Annotated in this window: 19 protein-coding genes; 10 read left to right on the top strand and 9 right to left on the bottom strand. The window is 33.3% G+C overall.

The annotated features are described in order from the left end of the window. The first annotated feature begins 13 nt into the window (after positions 1–13). Positions 14–2,239 carry a patatin-like phospholipase family protein gene (locus tag IPN31_04775; GenBank protein ID MBK8681216.1) on the top strand — a complete coding sequence of 742 codons (2,226 nt, stop codon included), beginning with the start codon at positions 14–16 and terminating at the stop codon, positions 2,237–2,239. Here the strand turns inward: IPN31_04775 and rlmD are convergent. The 3 genes from rlmD to IPN31_04760 are packed head-to-tail and all read right to left on the bottom strand — an operon-like array spanning position 2,236 to position 6,787. Next, entirely contained in the window at positions 2,236–3,648 is a 1,413-nt protein-coding gene (rlmD, locus tag IPN31_04770) for a 23S rRNA (uracil(1939)-C(5))-methyltransferase RlmD (GenBank protein MBK8681215.1), read from the bottom strand. The two genes, IPN31_04775 and rlmD, sit on opposite strands and share 4 nt — an antisense overlap. 44 nt (positions 3,649–3,692) lie before the next feature. Further along, positions 3,693–5,576, bottom strand: a complete 1,884-nt coding sequence (locus tag IPN31_04765) for a T9SS type A sorting domain-containing protein (protein ID MBK8681214.1) — start codon at positions 5,574–5,576, stop codon at positions 3,693–3,695. A gap of 59 nt (positions 5,577–5,635) precedes the next feature. Beyond that, positions 5,636–6,787, bottom strand: a complete 1,152-nt coding sequence (locus IPN31_04760; protein ID MBK8681213.1) for a glycosyltransferase family 4 protein — start codon at positions 6,785–6,787, stop codon at positions 5,636–5,638. A gap of 148 nt (positions 6,788–6,935) precedes the next feature. Here IPN31_04760 and IPN31_04755 point away from each other — a divergent pair, with 148 nt between their 5' ends. The 3 genes from IPN31_04755 to IPN31_04745 are packed head-to-tail and all read left to right on the top strand — an operon-like array spanning position 6,936 to position 10,768. Continuing rightward, positions 6,936–8,384 (top strand): oligosaccharide flippase family protein, encoded by a 1,449-nt coding sequence (locus IPN31_04755; protein ID MBK8681212.1) that lies wholly within the window; start codon positions 6,936–6,938, stop codon positions 8,382–8,384. Positions 8,385–8,433: 49 nt separating this feature from the next. Next, positions 8,434–9,336 carry a hypothetical protein gene (locus tag IPN31_04750; protein MBK8681211.1) on the top strand — a complete coding sequence of 301 codons (903 nt, stop codon included), beginning with the start codon at positions 8,434–8,436 and terminating at the stop codon, positions 9,334–9,336. Continuing rightward, positions 9,329–10,768 (top strand): O-antigen ligase family protein, encoded by a 1,440-nt coding sequence (locus tag IPN31_04745; GenBank protein ID MBK8681210.1) that lies wholly within the window; start codon positions 9,329–9,331, stop codon positions 10,766–10,768. The genes IPN31_04750 and IPN31_04745 overlap by 8 nt, the downstream gene beginning before the upstream one ends. A 1-nt stretch (position 10,769) precedes the next feature. Here IPN31_04745 and IPN31_04740 read toward each other — a convergent pair whose 3' ends face one another. The 4 genes from IPN31_04740 to IPN31_04725 all read right to left on the bottom strand — a co-directional run bounded on the left by IPN31_04740 (position 10,770) and on the right by IPN31_04725 (position 15,435). Then, complete coding sequence (locus IPN31_04740) at positions 10,770–12,020, bottom strand: SpoIIE family protein phosphatase (protein MBK8681209.1); 1,251 nt, start codon at positions 12,018–12,020, stop codon at positions 10,770–10,772. Positions 12,021–12,064: 44 nt separating this feature from the next. After that, positions 12,065–13,336, bottom strand: a complete 1,272-nt coding sequence (locus IPN31_04735; GenBank protein ID MBK8681208.1) for an ABC transporter permease — start codon at positions 13,334–13,336, stop codon at positions 12,065–12,067. Between the two features lie 144 nt (positions 13,337–13,480). Next, the gene (locus tag IPN31_04730; protein MBK8681207.1) at positions 13,481–14,635 is read right to left on the bottom strand and encodes a glycosyltransferase; all 1,155 of its coding nucleotides are present in this window, start codon (positions 14,633–14,635) and stop codon (positions 13,481–13,483) included. Continuing rightward, positions 14,632–15,435 (bottom strand): alpha/beta hydrolase, encoded by an 804-nt coding sequence (locus IPN31_04725; protein MBK8681206.1) that lies wholly within the window; start codon positions 15,433–15,435, stop codon positions 14,632–14,634. The genes IPN31_04730 and IPN31_04725 overlap by 4 nt, the downstream gene beginning before the upstream one ends. A gap of 115 nt (positions 15,436–15,550) precedes the next feature. Here IPN31_04725 and IPN31_04720 point away from each other — a divergent pair, with 115 nt between their 5' ends. Beyond that, positions 15,551–15,964 carry a UvrB/UvrC motif-containing protein gene (locus tag IPN31_04720; GenBank protein MBK8681205.1) on the top strand — a complete coding sequence of 138 codons (414 nt, stop codon included), beginning with the start codon at positions 15,551–15,553 and terminating at the stop codon, positions 15,962–15,964. Between the two features lie 267 nt (positions 15,965–16,231). On the opposite strand, the gene IPN31_04715 is transcribed toward IPN31_04720, so the two are convergent. Together IPN31_04715 and IPN31_04710 are read right to left on the bottom strand one after the other, a co-directional pair. Next, on the bottom strand, positions 16,232–16,432 hold the full coding sequence (locus IPN31_04715) for a hypothetical protein (protein MBK8681204.1): 201 nt from the start codon (positions 16,430–16,432) through the stop codon (positions 16,232–16,234). Between the two features lie 169 nt (positions 16,433–16,601). Then, positions 16,602–18,197: a VCBS repeat-containing protein gene (locus IPN31_04710; protein MBK8681203.1), complete on the bottom strand. Its 1,596-nt coding sequence runs from the start codon at positions 18,195–18,197 to the stop codon at positions 16,602–16,604. A gap of 799 nt (positions 18,198–18,996) precedes the next feature. Here IPN31_04710 and IPN31_04705 point away from each other — a divergent pair. From IPN31_04705 to IPN31_04685, 5 genes are all read left to right on the top strand, one after another. Beyond that, a complete protein-coding gene (locus IPN31_04705; protein MBK8681202.1) occupies positions 18,997–19,152 on the top strand; it encodes a lmo0937 family membrane protein in 156 nt (51 codons plus the stop codon). Positions 19,153–19,196: 44 nt separating this feature from the next. Continuing rightward, positions 19,197–19,499, top strand: a complete 303-nt coding sequence (locus tag IPN31_04700; protein ID MBK8681201.1) for a YtxH domain-containing protein — start codon at positions 19,197–19,199, stop codon at positions 19,497–19,499. Positions 19,500–19,892: 393 nt separating this feature from the next. Beyond that, on the top strand, positions 19,893–20,540 hold the full coding sequence (locus tag IPN31_04695) for a sigma-70 family RNA polymerase sigma factor (protein MBK8681200.1): 648 nt from the start codon (positions 19,893–19,895) through the stop codon (positions 20,538–20,540). Next, positions 20,530–21,216, top strand: a complete 687-nt coding sequence (folE, locus tag IPN31_04690) for a GTP cyclohydrolase I FolE (protein MBK8681199.1) — start codon at positions 20,530–20,532, stop codon at positions 21,214–21,216. The genes IPN31_04695 and folE overlap by 11 nt, the downstream gene beginning before the upstream one ends. Beyond that, positions 21,200–21,868, top strand: a complete 669-nt coding sequence (locus IPN31_04685; GenBank protein MBK8681198.1) for a flavodoxin reductase — start codon at positions 21,200–21,202, stop codon at positions 21,866–21,868. The genes folE and IPN31_04685 overlap by 17 nt, the downstream gene beginning before the upstream one ends. Positions 21,869–21,979: the final 111 nt, after the last annotated feature.

Raw genomic sequence — 21,979 nt, 5'->3', positions numbered from 1 at the left:
AAAAAAAAGAGATTTGAGATATTGGGCACAGGTGTATTATTCTTTTCCAATTCAGTTGCTGTTATTGCATCTGAAAAAAAATCATTTTCTTTTATTCTTCCTGATTCTTATTAGTTTATTATTTACGAATGTATTAGGCAGCAGATATGGAATCTCATTGCTATTTCTGGATCCTGAATATTTAGGTCATGTAGATTTTATAAGCTTCACCATCATGGGATTTGCTTTTGGTGGCACATTCATTTCATGGAATTTGATAAGTTATATTTTCAATGCAAATCATTTTCCATTTCTTGCGACACTGCGTCGTCCGTTTGGCGTGTATTCATTAAATAATGCTGTGTTGCCTTCATTTTTTTTTATTCTATATCTCTATAAACTTATTCAGTTTCAATCATCAGAAGGATTGGTAAGTATGAATGAGGCGTTAACACAAATAGGTGGTTTGTTCACCGGCATGTTTGTGTTTATCACGTTAACTATGCTTTATTTTTCCACTACCAATAAAAGTATTTTACAAATAATTGGCATCAGCAATAAAAAAATGGGAACCGGTTTGGTAACGCCAAATTCATTTGTAGATGGCCGCCATAAATTTAAAGATGAACTGCGCCTTTCAAATTATTTTAATCATGATTTTAAAATTAAAATAGCAAGACCGGTTTATCATTATCCGTATGATGTGATTCGTTCTGTTTACAGACAACATCATGCAAATGCACTTATCATTCAATTGTCTGCATTAGTAATAATTATTCTGCTCGGTCATTTAGTTGACTATCCTTTTTTTCGTATTCCTGCCGCCAGCAGTATTCTGCTTATTATTAATATAGGTATTGTAATTACCGGTGCATTTACCTATTGGCTTGGGCAATGGAAAGTGTTTGCAGCAGTATTATTTCTTATTGTAGTTGATCTTATTATCAGCTCGAATTTTTTGCAATATAAAAATCGTGCAATGGGAATTGATTATAAAAATACTTCGGTTGAATATTCTATTGCAACATTAAAAAGTGCTAACTCAATTGAAAATATGGATGCCGATAAAACGGTGGGTTTGGAAATATTAAATAATTGGAAACATAAATTTGACAGCGCTCCCGATAAACCGAAACTTGTGTTATTAAATGTGAGTGGCGGCGGCTTACGATCCACTATGTTTACTATGCGGGTATTGCAAATGATGGATAGCATTACTAATGGCGGATTAATGAATCATACTGTTTTAATTACCGGCGCTTCCGGAGGAATGATTGCCGCTTCTTATTACCGTGAATTATATTATCGCAAATTACAAGGTGATTTTATAAATCTTGCTTCTGAAAAATATCTGAATAATATTTCATCGGATTTATTAAATGCAGTTTCTTTTACTTTAGTGATAAATGATTTTTTTTATCCCTTAGATAAACTTAAATACAACAATCAAACTTTTCGAAAAGACAGGGGATATATTTTCGAAAAGGTATTGCACGAGAATACGGATTCCATATTATTCAAACCTATGAGTGCATATGCAGATGCAGAATATGCAATGCAAATTCCGATGTTATTATTTTATCCAACAATAATAAATGATGAGCGACAATTATTTATTGGCGCTCAAAGATTTTCTTTTATGTGTGTGCCTTATAATCGCATGCAACATTTCTCATTGCCGGAAGTGGATGGTATTGATATTCATGATTTACTCGGCAAAGAAAATGGTGATAATCTTTTGCTCTCAACCGCTATTCGAATGAACTGCACTTTTCCATATATTTTACCGAAAGTGCATTTGCCCACCAATCCTTCTATTGAAGTGATGGATGCCGGCATTCGAGATAATTATGGAATAGAAACTTCTGTTCGATATGCAGCCACTTTTCAGGATTGGATTTTAAAAAATACCAGTGGTGTAATCATGCTGAATATTCGTGGTATAGAACAGGAAAAACCAATTCAGGAAAAAGTGAGTCAGGGTATTTATGAAAAATTATTTAATCCTGTTGGAAGCTTATATATGAATTGGGTGGAAATTCAGGATTATCAAAATGATTTTTCAATGGAATATTTAAATACAATGCTGAAAGGAAAAATGGAAGTGATTACAATAGATTATCAGCCACCTGCTAACAGACAACGTGCTTCATTGAGTTTGCATTTAACAGCTCGTGAGAAAAAAGATATCGTGGAATCTGCAAACAGCGAAAAAAATCATGCAGCATATAACAAGTTAAAAACAATGTTGACTTATTAAATAATTTTTTCCAGCAAAGCGATATTTTCAATATGAAAAGTATGTGGAAACATATCTATCGGTTGCAGTTTTGAAACTCTATATTTTTCTGATAATAATTGTATATCTCTTGCTTGTGTTGCAGGATTACAACTTACATACACAATCCGGCGTGGTTCCATTTGCAAAATTTGATTCACCACATCTTTATGCATTCCGGCACGGGGTGGATCTGTAATTATCACATCCGGTTTACCATGTGTTTCAACAAATGCTGCATCAAACATTTTATCCATATTGCCACAAATAAATGTACAATTTTCAATGCCGTTTAATTTTGCATTTTCAATAGCATCTTCCACTGCAGTCGGTACTGTTTCTACACCTACCACTTGCTTACATTTATCTGCCATTAATAATGCAATACTTCCCAAACCGGTATAGAGATCATACACTAAATCTTCCTTTTTTAAATCTGCCATTGTAATTGCAATGCTATACAGATTTTTTGCTTGCTCAGTATTTGTTTGAAAAAAAGATTTTGGCCCAAGTCTGTATTTAATATTTTCTATTTGCTCAATAATAAATTCTTCGCCTGAAAAATGATGCATCTCCTGATCATAAATGGTATCATTCACTTTTGAGTTTACCACATAATACAAGGAGGTAATTTCAGGAAAAGTAAATTGCAAATGCTTCATCAATTTTTGGATTAGTTCCATTTCATTTTTAGCAACAATCACAATTACCATAATCTGATTATCGGCAGTATTGCGGATAATTACATTGCGCAAAAATCCTTCGTGTGTACGCAGATTATAAAATTCTAATTCATGAATTAAACCATAACTTTTTAATGCCAGGCGAATTTCATTTGACAACGCAGGTTGCAGATAACAATGTTTTATATCTAAAATTTTATCAAATTTTTTCGGGATATGAAAACCAAGTGCATTTCTATTTTTACCTTCCACAGCAATATCCATTTCCTCTGGCATAAGCCATCTGCTGTCAGAAAAAGTAAACTCTAATTTATTGCGATAATATTTTTCATAAGGTGATGCAAGCACATCAGGTATAATTGAAATATCCATTACTTTTCCAATACGGCGGAATGCATCCTCAACCAATTGTTTTTTAAAAAGCAATTGTGTTTTATAATCAATATTTTGCCAGGTACAACCACCACATGTTCCGAAGTGTTCGCAAAATGCATCCACACGCAATGATGATTTTTTATGAAATACAATAGGATATCCCATTGCATAATCACTTTTATTTTTTTGAATTTGTGCATCTACAATATCACCCGGAATTGTTTTTTCTACAAACACCACTTTCCCTTCGTGCCTTGCCATACCGTAACCTTTGTCGGCAACGCTAGTTATTTCTAACTGTGCAAATACAATATTCCTACGCCGCTTTTTCATACTTCCTACAATAGATTTTTTAATAATTTTTTTTCATTGTTAAATCACAATCGCACGAATTGTTTGGAAACAAGAGGCACATCATTCAAAGTGATTTTTAAAATATAGGTACCACTTTGCAGAGGCTCGGTGGAGAAGGTCAATCTTGTTTCGCCCGCAGGTGCATTCCTGGTAATTAATGTTTTCATCAATTTACCTTGCATATCATAAATACTACATTCTACTTTCCCTGATTGAGAAAGATAAAATGTTGTTTCAAAATATGTATCTGCAGGATTTGGAAATACGTTTACATCCCTTAAAATTTCTATTGCATTTAATGAAACAGGAGGAAGAGAATCGTTGGTGCGCAAATTAGAAATCCATGTTGCATTATTTCTGTTAGTGAACGGACCAAGATCTTTTAATTTTCCATATGTTCCTGAAACCCACACATTGCCCGGCGCATTATATTTTCTTTGTGAACCTGTATAATCACCCCAACGCTCATAATATCCGCTAATTACATTTACATAAGTTTCACCGGATTTTAAATGTAGTCGTTCAGAATATTCTCCTTGATTATAAAAAAATGCACTCATGCCTGCATACACTTCAGGTGAAGAATGATTCATTACAATTATACATTGATCATCATTTTCAAAACGTCCGCTATAACTAATATTTGGATAGCCAAAATCAAGTGAATCATCACCGATAATATGTCCGGTAATATTATTATCACCATCCAGATCAGTTATCATTCCATGATAAATTCCTGAAAATCCTGTTGCCGGATCTAAAGTATTTGCAACAAATTGAATCCAACCATTTTCCATAACAGCACCTAATATTCTACCATCATTCGTATCAAACGTGTGCGAATTATATTGGCGTGCCTGTGGCGGAACAGCATAGTTTACATCGCTAAGAGAAAAATTAATTTCTGCAATAGTTTCTACAGCATCTAATGTACCTGTTATCTCCACAATAAAAATTGTATCGTTGGTTTCTGCAAAATTTCTATTACTTAATAAATACATGTTAGGTCCATAAATAGTACTGCCACCTTTTACAGGACATAAATTTCTAATTGGATTTCCTTCAAATAAAATATCATCCCAGAACACTGCACTTAAATCGGCTCCTGAATAACCACTATCTAAATTCATTTGCCAAATCAGTGTTTCGCTAAAACCTGTCTGCCAAGGTTCACCCGGAATTATTGAATTACCGGTAATAAATAATTCGTGTTGTGTTATAGCCAGCATCGGAAAATCCGTCCATGTATCATTGTCTTTTGGATTGCCGGGCAGTGAATATAAATTCCAGTTATCTAATGGATTATTTGTTTGTGAAAATGCAACAATGATGTCGGTATTGTTTGCTTCATCTCCGAATACAAGATTTAGAAATACAATTATAAAGCGATCATGTACGGGATCATACATCACTTTTGGATCGAATTTATCTCCTGTAATTTCTAATGTATCAGAAAATGTTTCTAATGAAAAACTGGCAAGTGTACTTCCGGATTGATCGAAAATATAAATGGAAGTATTAATTACAGAAACTATCATTCCACCATTGGAAATGGCAATATCATTATCATTGGGAACACTACTGCCCATTGTGTTTCCTTCAAAACTTGTAAGCGTATCCGGAATCGGTACAAATGCACTACTTCGAAAATTTGATTTCCCCGGAAAAATTTTATTTGCATATAATGTTTCTTTCAGAGCAATTAAGAAACTTCTATACGAACCTGATCCAGGCGCAGGCATTTCCAAAGAATACATGGTTGTAAAAAAATCCGGTTGAAATTTAGAAGGATCAGAAACACCTGCTTTTGGAATAGAAAATATATCTGATTTATTAAAAGTAGTTTTTTGTGCAAATGCAGGGTAGAAAAAACAAAGTGTAAGAATTGATAAAATAATTTTTCGCATACGTAAATATTGAGATTACAAATTTACGTCTTTAAAAAATCCACATGAATACAAATTCATTATTGCAATACAATACTGGGCTTAAATCGCTTATCCATTTCCGCAATTGTATGTTCCATGCGAGTTACAGATGCATCCCAGCTAAACGTATTTCTGATGTCAATTCCTGTTGTTGCAAGTTTTTTATAGTGCAAATTGTTTGTATAAAACTTTTCTATAGCGGCCACCATTTCTCCAATATTTTCCGGATTAAAATACAATGCATTTTCTCCCGCCACTTCGGGTAAACTGGAGCGATTACTACTTATAACCGGCACATTACAATAGCGTGCTTCCAACACCGGAATTCCAAATCCTTCAAATAAGGATGGATAAATTAATGCTTCTGCGCCCCCCATTAATTCGGCAAGTTCCGGCAATTGCAAATGCCCTGTGAATATTACATCTTGTTTACAGTGCATGCTCTCAAAAGCTTCCTTTGTTGCATCAGTTTTCCATGCCATACGCCCTGCAATTACCAATTTGTAATCTGTGTTATGTTTAGCTTGAAACTGATCATAAGCAAGCAATAAATTCTTCACATTTTTTCGTGGATGTACAGAGCCTACATAAATAAAATAAGGTTTGCCCGAAGTATATTTTTGTCGCACTGCAATTTGTTGTTCAGCATTTAGAGGTTTGTACGCATCACTAGCGCCATTAAAAATCACATCAATTTTTGAAGGCTCAATATTATATTGTGTTATAATATCTTGCTTTGAAAAATCGGATACTGTAATTATTTTATCTGCTTTATGTGCAAACAGCGGAGTATATTTTCTATAATATCTGCTTACAATTTGCGGTGTATGTTCCGGATAATGTTCAAAGCCCAAATCATGCAAAACCAATAATGTAGGTAAATGCGTTTTTGTGGACATAAATCCATCGGTAGAAATAAACAGATCGGGATTATAACGTTCTAAAATTCTTGGGATAGAATAATCAAACCAGAATTGCCACAAGTAAGGATGCCGGGCAGGAGGCCATACTTTTTCACCAATTACATTATCGGCGAAAATAAATTCTTCTGGAAATTCTCTGTCGAATAAAAAAACAAACTCATGCTCCGGATGTCGTTGCACTAATCGTTTCATGGTTTCATAAGTAAACCATCCAATACCTTCCAATCTATTTTTAATCAGAAAACGGGTGTTCACAGCTATGCGCATACGCTTTTTGTTTCAGTGGTTAGTTCAATAATTTAAATGCGATACTGTGTAGAAATTTTTATTATACCTTGAAGTTTAGAGTAGAGTTGTTTTCGATATACAGGTATTTTGAGGCAATTATACTTATTTTTAGTCCGCTGTCAAAATAATGAAGAAAAGTTTTCTTGCAAATTTAAGTTTCCTGATTTTCGTGAACTTGCTCATTAAGCCATTTTGGATACTTGGCATTGATCGCACTGTGCAAAATACGCTTGGTCCCGAGGAATACGGACTTTACTTTTCTTTATTCAATTTCTCATTCTTGTTTCAGGTAATATTGGATTTTGGAATAAACAATTATAACAACCGACATATAGCACAGGATCCTTCCCGATTGCAACAATATTTTTCAACTACGCTTATTGCGAAATTGCTTTTTGGTATTCTATATACTATTGTAGTTTATTTGTTTGCTTTTGGAATTCGTTTCGATACACATCAATTACAAATTCTGGGATTATTAATTATCAATCAGATTTTCCTTTCCTTCTATATTTTTATTCGCTCCAATATTTCTGCGCTGCAATTTTTCAGAACCGATGCAGTGTTATCCGTTTTGGATAAACTTATCAGCAGCCTGATTTGCATTTTAATATTATGGACAACGGTATTGCCTTTTAAAATTTCGATTAATAATTTTATAGGCGCACAGATTATTGCATATATCATTGCAGGTGTTGTGGGTTTAATTGCGTTGTGGGCACATTTAAAACATATTCAATTCCAATTCAGACCGGAAGTTTTAAGAGAGATAATTCGCAGAAGTTTACCCTTTGCAATGCTTACTTTTTTAATGACGGTTTATTATCGTATTGATGGTGTTATGATAGAGCGTATGTTGGGTGAGAATGGCGCACTTGAAGCCGGAGTGTATGCATCTGCATTCCGTTTATTAGATGCTCTCAGTATTTTAGGATTAATGTTCGCCACTATTTTATTGCCAATGTTTTCCCGCATGATTCATCAGCAAGAACCCACACAAGCTTTTGCAGAATTAAATTTTAAACTCATGTTTTTTCTTTCTGTGGGAAGTGGTGTTGCATTTATTTTTTACCGACAACAAATCATGAGTTTACTTTATGTGAATGCAACATCTGACTATGGAAATATTTTTGGACTGTTGATGTTGAGCTTTATAAATATCAGCATCGTTTACATTTTCGGTACGTTACTTACGGCAAATGGCAGCCTCAGAACATTAAATTTAATTGCAATTGGTGGAGTAATAATTAATGTTGTATTAAACCTATTTCTTATACCAAAATATTTTGCTGCCGGTGCGGCTATTGCTACGGTAATTACTCAATTGTTTGTAACAGCGGCACATATTTATCTAACCTATTATGTGATGCAATATAAAATGCGAATAGCACTTTGGTTGCGTGCTGCTTTTTTTGTTATTCTATATATCGGATTTTGTTTTCTTATTTATTCCATACCACTGAATTGGCCTTATCAATTATTTATCAGTATGGCAGGTAGTCTTCCTCTGGCAATTGTATTAAAAATATTAAACCCTTCAGAATTATTACCTGCTTTTAGAAATATAAAACAGTAAAAAACCTGTCGGTGGGATTTCCTACTTTTACAGCTCAAATTTTTACATCATGCCCGAACAAAGAAACGATTTGATTGAGCTTATCAGGATTGCCCTGAAATGGAAAAGACCAATCATTATCACAACTATTATTGCCGCATTAGGTTCTGCTGCATTCTCCTGGTTTTTTATGCCGAATTATTATAAGTCAAGTGTTAACTTTTATCCGGCAAATCCGGTAATGACAGACAGGCAAGTATTGTATTCAAATTCATTAGGAGAAATTGAAATTGATTACTTCGGCGGAAGCAGTGATGTTGATAGAATTCTTACACTTGCAAATGGTACACCTACTATTGACTACATTATTAATAAGTATCATTTGATGGAACATTATGGTTATGATTCCACAAATACAATGTCGAGATACAAAACCAAAAAGAAATTTTTAAAGAATTATAAAGCAGTAGAAACTGAATTCGGCGCCATTGAAATAACAGTATGGGATTCAGATAAGAATTTGGCTTCAGATATGGCTAATCATATTGCATTAACCGTAGATAATCATAACCGGGATATGCTATTGCGTGATAAATTTATTGTAATCGAAACTTTTAAGGATATAATAAGTGATAAGCAAAATGCTTTAGATCAACTTACAGATAGTCTGGAAATTATGTTGAGTAGTTCAGCTAATACGGAAAAAATGAAGCAGATGGAATTTAATGTGGATGCGGCAATGAAAAATCTTGCAGAAAACAGAAAATTAATGGAACAGTATGTAACATCTACCAGCTCAAAATTTTCTACAATACATATTACAGAAGAAGCTTACCCTGCAATCAGAAAAGATAAACCTGTACGCTCACTAATTGTAGTTGCCTGCACAGTTGGTGCATTTATTTTTATGTTATTACTTGCAGTGATTACAGAAAATTACAGAAAAATAAAACACAGACTAACAGATGCCTGAACTGGCAAAATTTGCAGATGAAAAAAAACTGATGTATGCTGGAGCCAGTTTGTTTTTGGTTTCTATTGGTGCTGCTATTATTGCAAATGAACCACTCATTTGTCTTGCACCAATTGCATTTCTGCTTGCTTATCAATTGCTGATTGATTATCGTCCGGTGTTTTATTTATTGTTGCTTTCCACTCCGGTAGCATTAGAATATCAATTTGATAGTGGCTTAGGTACGGATATACCGACTGAGCCTCTGGAGATTTTACTGATGTTCACATTTATATTTTATGTTATTCTGCAAAAGGAACATTTGCGTTTAGAGTTTTTCAGGCATCCGATTTCTGTAATTATTTATATCCATTTTGCATGGATACTCATAACAACTTTATTTTCTACCGATATAGCCATTTCTTTTAAATATGTACTTGCAAAAACATGGTATATCACCACTTTTTATTTTGTGGCAGCGCATGTAATGCGAAAGGCAGAAGATTTTAAGATTGCATTTTGGCTATTGTTTATTCCCACTCTTATTGTTGTAATAAATACGCTGATTAATCATTACAATTATCAATTTCGATTTAGCGAAGTAAATAAAACGATGTATCCGATTTTTAGAAATCATGTTAATTATGCGGTGTTTCTTTCACTGATGTTACCTCTTATTTTTTTAGCTTCTACCTGGTATAAAAAATATTCTTGGCAAAAAATGTTGCTCAATCTTTCCAAGTTAATTTTTATCGCTGCTATATATTTTGCTTATACACGTTCTTCATGGCTATCAGTAATTGCGGCGTTAGCAGGTTTTATAATTATTCGCAAGAGAATACTGGGATGGGCGGTTGCGTTTGCAGTGGTTGCTGTTAGTGTTTTTGCCGTGTATATGTTGCAGAATAATACCTATTTAAAATATGCACCGGATTATAAAAAAACAATTTATCATCAGGATTTTTCTGAACACATGGCATCTACTGCTACCTTAGAAGATGTTTCGAGTGCAGAGCGAATTTATCGCTGGGTAGCAGGTGTAAATATGATTAAAGAAAAACCCATCACCGGGTTTGGTCCTTCGCAATTTTATTATAATTATAAAGAACATGCAGTAAATAAATTCACGACCTATATCAGCCGTAACGAGGAAAGATCTACCATTCATAATTACTATCTCACTATGGCTTGCGAGCAAGGTTTTCCGGGCTTATTGATTTGGTTAGTGCTGATAATAAGTGTGCTGATGCTAGGGCAAAGATTGTATTTCAGATGTACCGGCGAAACTAAATTACTTGCGCTTACACTCACATTAAGTTTCATCACTATTCTTGTAAATATTTCATTAAGTGATTTGATAGAAGCGGATAAAATAGGTACCATGTTTTTTATGATAATTTCTTTATTGGTTACAATAGAAATTAATAGCAGAAAAGAAAAAGTTAGCGGCTGAACTATTTTCCAAAAATCTTTACGGCAAGAATTGTAATGTCGTCCACCAAGTCATTTGCTTCTTTGTAATTGGTGATAATTTCAATTAATTCATGCGTGATTTTTTCTGCACTACGATTGTAGTCATGTTTTAAAAATGCGGTAAGTCCTTTCAATGAAAATACTTGATTATTCTCATTAACAAGATCTGTTAATCCGTCGGTATAGCATAGTATTGTAGTGTCATCCTCCACTTTAACTTCACCAGATTGAATATTGGGTAAATTTTCGAACATACCCAAAATCGTGCATCCGGTTTCCAATAATTGAGAGTTGTTTTTAGTAACAAGTACCGGCGGGTTATGTCCTGCATTTACATATCTTAAGATGCGTGTCTTCCTGTTATAAATACCAAGAAACATAGTGATAAATTTTTCACCACGAGTACTCAATAATACACCGGCATTTAATTTCTGAATAAGAATATCAATGCTGGTGTGATTTGTTTTTACCAATTCACGCAGTTGCGCCTGAAAGTTCGCCATTAATAAAGCAGCAGCAATTCCCTTACCTGAAATATCTGCAATACAAAAGGCAAATTCATCATTGCCTAATTCCATGAAATCATAATAATCGCCACCCACATTAATATGCGGTAAATAAATTGCCGCCATTTCAAATTCATTATTCTTTGGCAACTTATCCGGAATAAGCATAGTTTGCACTTGTGCTGCAACTTCCAATTCACGCTTTAATGCTTCCTGTTCTTTTTCTTTTTTAAATAATTTTTTATTTTCAATAGCAACAGAAATAATGTTAGCCACAGTTTGCACTAATTTTATTTTTTCTTCTAATGGTTCATAGCTTTTCAGCATCGGTGTACTCATCAGAAGAAAAGCAAGAGGTTTTTGTTTATGAAAAACAGGAATAATTAAATCGAAATCTTTTAATATATCTGGACGTGAATTTCCCAAATCAGAAAGGATTACTAACTGTTTGAAGTGCAGAAGATCTCTTTCTACATTTATAAAAATATGATGTAAATCATATCCCTGACTTGCTTTCACTTGCCAGGTATTTTGATTAAAAAATAACAAGTAATGATCCACACCTAACTGCTCACTTAACAGTGTATCGAATAATTCAAAAAGACGTGATGCAGGTTCATTTAAATTAATTGCAGTAGTTACTTCCAACAATGCATCTATCTCCAGTTGTTTTAATTTCAACTGATAGCGCAACATATCCATAACATTTAATCCTGCAATTGGCATAAGCTTCTGTTAGCTCTAAGTTATAATTTATTTTAACAATTGAGTTATGTATTTCCTACTTGTGACTTTATGTCTAAGGCATCACGCAATCCATTGCCAATCATAAAAAACGCAAGCACTAATAAGGTTATAGCAGTGCCGGGAATTAATGCGAGATAAGGATCCGTAATTAAGTTGTCTTTATATTTTGAAATCATTAATCCCCAACTTGGTGCAGGAGGTTGTACACCAATACCCAAAAAACTTAATCCTGCTTCTGTAAGAATTGCATAAGCAAAATTTGCTGCGGTAATCACGATTACTGGTCCGATTATATTGGGAAGAATATGTAAGAAAACTGTTCTGAAATTACTGTAGCCAAAGTTTTTTGTTGCAGTAATATATTCCATTTCACGTACTTGCATTACTTGTCCTCGTACTAATCGTGCTATGTCCACCCACATCGTTAAACCCACTGCAATAAAGATTGTATAGAACTGTTGACCGAATGCAAATACAATTGGAAATACTAGTAATAGTGCGGGTATAGCCCAAATTACGCTCATCGTCCACATGAGGAAATTATCTACTGGAAAAAGAAATTTTCTTTTTAAAATACTTATTTCAGGAAGTTCTTTTTTAAAAAATCCTGCGGCTGCTCCAATGGGAATTCCAATTAATAAAGCAATGAAAACTGCAATACATCCTACAGCAAGAGAAACTCTGACACCTAACAACATTCTGCTGAAATAATCACGACCAAGATCATCTGTTCCAAATAAAAAATATTTATTGCTGATTGCATTTTTTTCTATTTGATGTAATTTGTCGCTTGCATTAAAATCTGAAATAATCTGTTGCACCGGAAAATGCAATGTATCTCCTGCAATTCCATCACCGAGATATCTCTCCACTAAGAGCGAATCACTTTGCATCCAATAATTTTTAATAGGAATTAATCTGTAGGATAATTCTTTTCCGCTGATTAGCCATTTAAAAAAACTGGTTTTTTTATGTTGAATTTCTAACGGGACTTTTAAAACAGTGATATGAAAGCCCGGTGATTTAAATGCAATTTCATTCATCTGAAATCCTGCATTTGGAGTTGGATCAGGAGCAATGAGATGAGCTGAAATGAAAATTACAAATGCATAAAATAATGTTACAGCACCGAACATAGCACCCGTATCTGCAATAAAACGACTTGTTACTTTAACTGTTTGTGGATTTGCAAATCGTTTTTTTTGTTTAATTCTTTTCCAAAGAAATTGCAAAAGAAAAATAAAGGGTACATATAGAATAAACCAAACCGCAGCAATAAGCAATAGGATGCGCATTACTCCATAACATACATTCAATAGTATTTGGAAGAAACTATTTTCTGAGGTATTAAAAAAGATAATTACAGTTAGCAGAACAACAATTCCGAAAACCCATGCAAGGAGAGTCGCTATTTTTTTTAGATTTAATTTCAAAGCAATTTACTTGTTTGCGTTAGTGCGCACTTCTCTTCCTTTCCAGTAATATTTTCCGGCGGCACCAGCAGGGCCAATAAATAAAATATAAATTACATGAGCCACCTGCATCGGAAGCACTAGCCATAAAAAATTTTCACGTTTAAAAAATTTGGTTACCGAATAAGTAAATAACGTATCTATACAAATTTTCATCAGGAATTGACCCATTGCCAAGCGCAGATAATGTGGTTGAAACAATCCTAAGATGAGATTTAATAATAGCAATGCATTAAATAAATAAGCGAATATTAAAATCCATGTAATGCGCTTGTCTTCGTAGTGTGTTGACTTGGATGTCCAACGAACACGCTGCCGCCAAAAAGTGCTGAAATCTTTTTCAGTATGCGTATATACAATTGCCTCCACACATTTATTAAACATTATTTTACCGGGAAATTTTTTCCCCAGTTTATGCATCAACATCATATCATCTCCGGTAGGGATATAATCAATATCATTATAGCCATCCACTGCTTTAAAAGCTTGTTTTGTAAATGCGAGATTCGCTCCGTTACACAAATTATAAAAACCATTGCGAATAGAAGCACCTGCAATTCCAACAAGACTTAAAAAATCTAATGTTTGAAATTTTCCGAGAAAAGAACTGTCGTAAAAAAAATTCACAGGTCCGGCAATCATCACCGGTTTATATTTTTCATACATGGATACGGTAGCAAACAGCCAATTACTTCCCGGTCTGCAATCCGCATCTGTTGTAATCATTAATTCACCTTTCGCATTTTCTATAGCCACTTCAATCGCTTTCTTTTTATATGCTTTTAAAGGAAAATCAACAGGTACATAATCGGCAAGTGAAATTAATCGCACATAACTATATCCACTTTTACGCACCATAGCAGCGGTGTTGTCAGTAGAAAAATCATCTACAACTATTACGTCTAAAAATTTCTTATTAAAATTCTGTGCATCTATACTTTCCAGAAGGCCTTTGATATTATGTGCTTCATTGCGTGCAGGAATAATAATCGTAACCAGTGTTTGCAAGTTGCCGGGAACAGGTACAAACAAGCGAAGTCGTCGCCACCCGCTGTAGTAATAACTTATTAATGCTACATACGCAACGGTAAATAGTAAAGTGATAATTGTCAATACATTCATGCAAGCACTTTTGTTATTTCGGCATTCAATAATTCGTCAATAAAATAATGTCCACGTGGTAAAATAACCAAACGGCAATTCAATAATCCTTTTGCAAAATATTCTCCCACAGAAACAGGAATCACTTCATCCCTTTCACCAAAAAATAAATATATATGCACAGCATTATCATTTAGTTTCTGTTTTAATTCAATAACATTCACCTTAAAATCCACCATAGAAATCCAGGAGTCAAATAATCTTTTGCGTTTCTGTTCAGTATCCATGTGATTCATTGTGAATTTATGTAGCCAGGGGGAAATTAATTTTCTGCGATTTAAGAAATGTATAAAGTTAAAAAACCATGTGGGGCGGCTAATGGTTGTTTTAAACAAATACCTTCCCCATTTTGGATAAACCGCTATGTTGTATAATTTTTTTGTACGAATTCCATCACTTGCCAATAGGAATAAATTTACAATACGCTCCGTCATATAAAAAGCAACTGCCATCGCAAATTTTCCGCCCATACTAAATCCAAGTACAGAAAAATGTTGTATAGATTTTTCAGAGGTAAACATTGTAATGATACATTCCAAATCTGTGTGGGTAAAATGATTTGATTCATTCCAGATAGTATCTCCATGATAGGGCAAATCAAAACTGTAAACAGTAAACTTGAAACCCAATGAAGCATTGAGACAATGAAAACTATTGGATGATTCGCCAAATCCATGAAAGGCTAATAGTGTCTCAGAACCATTGCCAAAAGTGGAGTAATGAATGTATGAGTCCTTGTATTTTAAAATGCTGGTTTCCATTGCCGGGGGCTAAGTTAGCTGACCGCTTCGCTTATTATGTAATTTATAGAGTGATACTGTAATTTCAATTTAAATAAAATCAATTATTTTTAATGAAATTTAAACCCCCTTTCCAATGAATATTGAGGAACTGAATAATTTATACCACACATTTTTTAATCTCCAAACACCACTTGCATATCGTCAATTTATACATGGAATAAAACAAGTGAAAGGAGAAGGATATCGGTTTATCCTAAAAAATAAACATGGGAATAATAACCTATACAACTCAGATGCAGACAGATTGACGAAGCAATTAGAACTTATTCAAAGTGAAAAAGATGAAGCATTGAAAGGGGAAAATTATGAAGAAGCAGCAAAATTTCGAGATGAAGAATTACAGATTCAGCAGCAATTAAAAAATACTTCACCATCTGTACATTCCACTTTTAATCTCTCTAAATTAGATTCTAAAACTATTGAATTTACTCCCGATATTGATAATCTGGTAAATACCATTCTCGCTGATTTGATTTCGCATATTTAATAAATTGACAGTTGACAGTTGACAGTTGACAATGAAAAAAACTCATCACTAATTAAATGGCTTTTGGCCATTAGCTATTAGCTGTTGGCGAAAGAAAATCGACATTGATTTCTTACTGCTTCTCACTGTTTTTTTCATTTACCATTCACCATTTATAATATATAATTGCATTTTGCCAATTGCTTATTTTTTTTTATTCACTATTCACTATTCACTATTCACTATTCACTATTCACTATTCACTATTCACTATTCACTATTCACTACTCACCACTCACTACCCTTCAAATCCTGCAATAAATAACTGTAAGCTTTTCTAATAAGTCCTGAATAATTTTTTGATTTAATTACTTCCACTTTATTGCTTTGCTTATCTTTTAGTTGCATTGTAAATTTTTCATCATCATCCATATCTATCGTGATAGAATATTTAAGAAGAACTGCTTTAAGCATTGTTGTATTGCGCACAATTATAAAATTAAAATTAAGAAATTGCTTTTATATCTAGTTGGAATTACATTTAAATTACTTCACGTATATAAATCTATTTTATAACCGTGAAGTAATTTATAGATTAGTGCAAATATATCTTGCTATCTTTTTATAAAAGTGTTGTTATTTAAGTAAAAATTCAGTGTTATTCTTTTACAAATAATTGCGTGGCTGAATCATTTCCTTGCAGTATTTCAATAGAATAAATTCCTGCAGGCAACATTGAGATATCTAAATCAAAATTATTTTCATAGATAGAATATGTTTTGATTGTTCTACCCATAACATCAACCAAAATAATTGTTTTTTGCACATTACCGTTTATCTCAATATGTAATTGATCATATGCAGGATTTGGATATAATTGATACATATCTGTTGGCCGAATATTTAGGATAGCCACAGGTTCTTGAGGATTCAACAAACTATCATTACAAATACATGCTGAGCGATGATAGTCTCGACGGAACATTTTCCATTCCGGACCATTTCCCTCTCCCCAAGTAACCATATATACTCTACCAAAATTATTTTCTACATCCGGATATTCTGCATGACCACCGGCTACAAATGCATCTAATATTCCATCGTTATTAAAATCCGCAATCAGTGGTGCAAACTCCAATTCAAAATCATCATCACCAAAATCCGCTTTTAAATCTATGTTTTTTATAAAAGCACCATTCTCTCCTCTTAATGAAATTATTTTTCCTTCGCTTGAGCAAAATGTAAGGTCAGGATAAGCATCTCCATTTATATCTGCAAGTGCAATTCCACGAAATGCTTGTCCATAATCAGGAATATTATAGCTCCATAATAATTCTCCATTATGATCAACGGCACCTATTTGAAACCAATCATTAAAAACTACTTCCAAGAATCCATCATTATTTAAATCTGCCATAGAAGTAGGCGCACCTATATAATATGAGTTAGAAGGAAATTGATATTCCCAGTTGAGTTCACCATTTGTTGCATTGAAACAATGAAGTATGCCTGCGTAATCACCAATTACTAATTCAACTATTCCATCATTATCCATATCGCCAAATGATACACCATGATAAATCACATCTTCAGGTGCATCACTTTGCCAGATCAAGGATGCATCATTTCCATTATAGCAGAATAATTTATGGTTAACGCCAAAGCTCCATGTAGCTATAACAAAATCCAATTGTCCATCGCCATTTGCATCCAACAAAGCGGGTTCTGTTTGTATCCATGAGTCAGGATCTACTTCTAATTCCCAAACTACCGAACCATCTTCACCATTCAGACACAACACATAACCACCAAATTGCCCGTGAATAATTTCCGGTTTACCATCGTTGTCCACGTCTCCTATAACAGGAGGTGAATCGCTTCCACGCATTGGAGTTTGCCATTGTACAAAACCACTATCCGCATCAATACAAAATGTAGTTGGATTGCAAGATCCTGCAAGTATCACTTCCAAATCACCGTCCATATCCACATCATAAATAACTGGTGCAGCATCTCCGCAGCCGCCAATATCATAAGTCCATATAATGGAGCCGTCCCCTTCTAGCATGTATAATAACCCATCATTGCGATAAGTGCTGAAACATACATCCAAAAATCCGTTGCCATTAACATCGGCAGCCGCAGCTTGCCCAAATGCCATATCATTCATATCAAAGGACCAAAGTATTTCTGGGGTTTGAGCGAAAGTGATATTACTTATCACTATGTAAGATATCAGTAAGCATTTTTTCAATTGTGTGATTATTAATTATGTTCGTTAAAAGTAGATAATATTCATAAAAGCAAAGACTTTGAAGAGTTTATAGTTTTCAAATAATTGAAATTATATAATAAGCAATTGGAAAAATAGGCTACTTATTATTCGAATCGAATTGATACATTATTTACGTTTTAACATCCAAAGCTTTTAGACTACAGAAAATGATTAAAGGGATTAATTCAATTAGAAAAAATTTCGATTATTATATAAATACAACATTAAGAGGTGCAGTTTAAATCTCACGGTGTTTTATCAAATATAAATCAACATTATAAAATTTCATTTTAGGAAGAGCCTGATCAATTCTTGTGTAAAGGCAGGGCATGGATGACCTATTTTTCCCCAAAATATTGAGCTATAAAAATCAATACGAGCACCTAAAAATTTTAATAAGAAGATATTAATTAGGGGTATACATGCAGTTGTAAATAGTGATTATCTTTTATTTAAAATCAGTGTTAATATTCGGAAAAGAAGGATAAAAGGACAACTTTAAAATTCATGCTTTAATTGCCGGGATTACCAATAAAATCAATGGTTACAGCTTAAATAATTCTATTCTATCCAAAATTCTCTTTAAAATATTAGTCTTAATTTTTTTAGGGAAATGATCTTATACTTTAAAAAATATCTTTGGAATATTTGATTCTTAAATCTTCCTAAAAAATATATTAAGCATTAAAAAAATAATAATCCGGTCGGAACAATTGTTGCACTTCTGTGTTTCATATTTCGAACAAACTTATTTTTTAACAAACTAAAAACTTATTTTATGGGAGGCCTATTATACACTATCGCAGTAATACTTATTATTATTTGGGCAATTGGATTTTTTGCCTATAGCGTTGGATCTATTATTCATATACTTTTAGTAATTGCTGTAATTGCTATTATCTTGAGAGTTATACAAGGAAAAAGACCAGTTTAGTAATACATTTTATGAAGTACATTTTTAAACAAAAAAACAAATATATGAAATCAGACAAAGCAGTATTAGGCTTCTTGGCCGGATTAGCCACAGGCGCCATTTTAGGAATTCTTTATGCACCAAGTGCAGGTAAAGAAACCCGAATTAAGATTGTGGAAGGAGCTAAAGAGGCAAGAGACACCGCAACAAAAACAGTAAAAGATTTAAGCAAACAAGCCATGGAGTTAAAAGATATGGCTATGGATAAACTTAGCAATGCAGAAAGTGCAGTTAGAGACACACTTTCACATGCAGACAGTACTGCAAAGCAAGCTGAAAGAGAAATTAAGCAGAAAACAAATATCTAAGAATAGTTTCAGCAAGTTATTATCAGAAAAGAAGAGCCGTATTTCATTAATTGAATGCGGCTTTTTTTATTTCATTCAACCAAAGATTCTTCAAAACTCAAAGGATAATTCCCCTTCAATGTGTAAATCTTTCTAAGTATAAACCCGGCAAAAGCTCTACTTTATATTTTCAGTTGTAACCATTCCAAATCCCAATTACTCTAATCATATATTAACTGCCAAGAATAGAAGGGCAAAGAGTTGTTATAACCGACTAAGGGTATAATGCTTTTTAAAATTTTTAATAAAAATTATTGTCTGAAAAGTTGGGTTAATATTACCGAAGTGAAGAGATGAGGATGTGGAGGAATTGCGAATTTAATTGGATAAGGACTTTAAATTTTTACTTAAATGATGACTCAAACAGAAAAGTTTACAGAAACAGAGATTGTTGAAAGAGTGATTAATGGGGAAAAATCACTTTATGAAATAATTGTAAGACGATTTAATCCTTATTTATATAAAGTAGGGAGGTCGTATAATTATAATCACGAAGACACTCAAGACTTAATGCAGGAAACTTTTGTGGATGCATATAAAAGCCTGAAACAATTTGAAGGCCGCTCAGATTTTAAAACCTGGCTTGTTCGAATAATGCTCAACAATTGTTATCATAAAAAAGAGAAGTCCAGTTTTAAAAATGAAATTTCACAAGATTTAAATATCAACTCAAATCCAATGTTTACAAATTCAAATAATGATACAGAAAAAGTAATTCAAAATCGGGAATTAGGGCATATCCTCGAAGATGCACTGAGTGAAATTCCATTGGATTATCGTGTTGTATTTTCTTTGAGAGAAATAAACGGATTTAATGTAGCAGAAACTGCAAACTTGCTGAACATAACTGAAGCCAATGTAAAAACCCGACTTAGCAGATCGAAGTCTATGCTGAGAAATGAAATTGAGAAAACATATTCTACTGCCGAGTTATTTGAATTTAACTTAATTTATTGCGATGCAATTGTAGAAAATGTTATGAAAAGAATAAATGAACTCTGATATCACCATGGAAAAAACAGTAATTAAAGAAGTAAACAAAATATTAAGTCACTCAATTCCTTCAAATTCACTTGCGTTGAGCGATGAAGAAAAAATTGAAAAGATAGAATTTCATTTTGCAAAAATTATGGATATACTCGGGTTAGATCTTCATGACGACAGTCTTCGTGGAACCCCAAAAAGAGTAGCAAAAATGTTTGTAAAAGAACAGTTCAGTGGATTAAATCCTATCAACAAACCAAAAGTAAGTTTATTTGAAAATAAGTATGATTACCATGAAATGCTTATTGAAAAAGATATAACACTGTATTCAAATTGCGAGCATCATTTTGTACCTATAATTGGAAAAGTACATGTAGCATATATTCCCGGCAAACAAATTATCGGCTTATCAAAAATAAATCGCATTGTACATTATTTTGCAAAGCGTCCGCAAGTGCAGGAACGTTTAACTATACAAATTTCTGACGCATTAAAAGAGGTGTTGAAACATAATGATGTGGCAGTTGTTATTGAAGCAGATCATCTATGCGTGGCTTCAAGAGGTATTAAAGACACGAATAGTAAAACAATTACTTCCTGTTATTCCGGTAAGTTCGAAACACAAGCCATTAAGCAGGAATTTTTATCGAACATTTTTAAAAAAAAGGATTTTCATAATGACACATGTAGTTAAAATAATATCAAAAGAAAAGATCACACACGATGTACTTCATATAGTTTTAGAAAAACCTGCGACATTATCATTTACACCCGGACAAGCAGCGGATATTTCAATTAATAAAACAGGTTGGGAAAAAGAAATGAGACCTTTTACATTTACTTCTCTACCCGGAGACGAACATGTTGAATTTACTATTAAAACATATCCGTCGCATAATGGGGTTACCGAACAATTACTTTCCTTAAAAGCAGGTGATGAATTATTAATTCATGATGTGTTTGGAGATATTTCCTATAAAGGGGATGGAATTTTTATTGCCGGCGGAGCAGGGGTTACACCTTTCATTGCAATTTTTAAGGAGCTTGAAAGAAAGCATGAAATCGGCAATAATAAACTGCTGTTTGCAAACAAAACAAAAGCGGATATTATTCTTGAAGATAAATTCACTAAGCTATTAGGTAAAAATTTCATCAATATACTTTCTGATGAAGCTTTGGATAATTATGAGCATGGATATATTACTGCTGATCTGATTAAAAAATATTCGGATAACAGTACGCATTATTATTATGTGTGTGGGCCGGACCCAATGATGGACGCCATAGAAAAACAGCTTACTTCTTTAGGAGTTGCGGCTGATAATATTATCAAAGAAGGATTTTAATTCAACCAATTTTTTTTCTGTATTAGGGAAGGATTTATAGAGATTTATAAAAGAATTTCTAATAAAAGACCTTTGCATCCGGAATATCCCAAGATATTGTAATTTTGAATT

The organism is Bacteroidota bacterium (genome assembly GCA_016715425.1).
In the GTDB taxonomy this organism is placed as follows: Bacteria; Bacteroidota; Bacteroidia; order Chitinophagales; family BACL12; genus JADKAC01.
Note: the sequence above shows the minus strand (reverse complement) of the source record. Positions and strands in the feature narration are given on the sequence as shown.

Bases quoted from the DNA above. Each gene is read 5' to 3' on its own strand.
- rlmD (MBK8681215.1), bottom strand. From the start codon at position 3,648: ATGAAAAAGCGGCGTAGGAATATTGTATTTGCACAGTTAGAAATAACT.
- IPN31_04765 (MBK8681214.1), bottom strand. From the start codon at position 5,576: ATGCGAAAAATTATTTTATCAATTCTTACACTTTGTTTTTTCTACCCT.
- IPN31_04760 (MBK8681213.1), bottom strand. From the start codon at position 6,787: ATGCGCATAGCTGTGAACACCCGTTTTCTGATTAAAAATAGATTGGAA.
- IPN31_04755 (MBK8681212.1), top strand. From the start codon at position 6,936: ATGAAGAAAAGTTTTCTTGCAAATTTAAGTTTCCTGATTTTCGTGAAC.
- IPN31_04750 (MBK8681211.1), top strand. From the start codon at position 8,434: ATGCCCGAACAAAGAAACGATTTGATTGAGCTTATCAGGATTGCCCTG.
- IPN31_04745 (MBK8681210.1), top strand. From the start codon at position 9,329: ATGCCTGAACTGGCAAAATTTGCAGATGAAAAAAAACTGATGTATGCT.
- IPN31_04740 (MBK8681209.1), bottom strand. From the start codon at position 12,020: ATGCCAATTGCAGGATTAAATGTTATGGATATGTTGCGCTATCAGTTG.
- IPN31_04735 (MBK8681208.1), bottom strand. From the start codon at position 13,336: ATGCGCATCCTATTGCTTATTGCTGCGGTTTGGTTTATTCTATATGTA.
- IPN31_04730 (MBK8681207.1), bottom strand. From the start codon at position 14,635: ATGAATGTATTGACAATTATCACTTTACTATTTACCGTTGCGTATGTA.
- IPN31_04725 (MBK8681206.1), bottom strand. From the start codon at position 15,435: ATGGAAACCAGCATTTTAAAATACAAGGACTCATACATTCATTACTCC.
- IPN31_04720 (MBK8681205.1), top strand. From the start codon at position 15,551: ATGAATATTGAGGAACTGAATAATTTATACCACACATTTTTTAATCTC.
- IPN31_04705 (MBK8681202.1), top strand. From the start codon at position 18,997: ATGGGAGGCCTATTATACACTATCGCAGTAATACTTATTATTATTTGG.
- IPN31_04700 (MBK8681201.1), top strand. From the start codon at position 19,197: ATGAAATCAGACAAAGCAGTATTAGGCTTCTTGGCCGGATTAGCCACA.
- IPN31_04695 (MBK8681200.1), top strand. From the start codon at position 19,893: ATGACTCAAACAGAAAAGTTTACAGAAACAGAGATTGTTGAAAGAGTG.
- folE (MBK8681199.1), top strand. From the start codon at position 20,530: ATGAACTCTGATATCACCATGGAAAAAACAGTAATTAAAGAAGTAAAC.
- IPN31_04685 (MBK8681198.1), top strand. From the start codon at position 21,200: ATGACACATGTAGTTAAAATAATATCAAAAGAAAAGATCACACACGAT.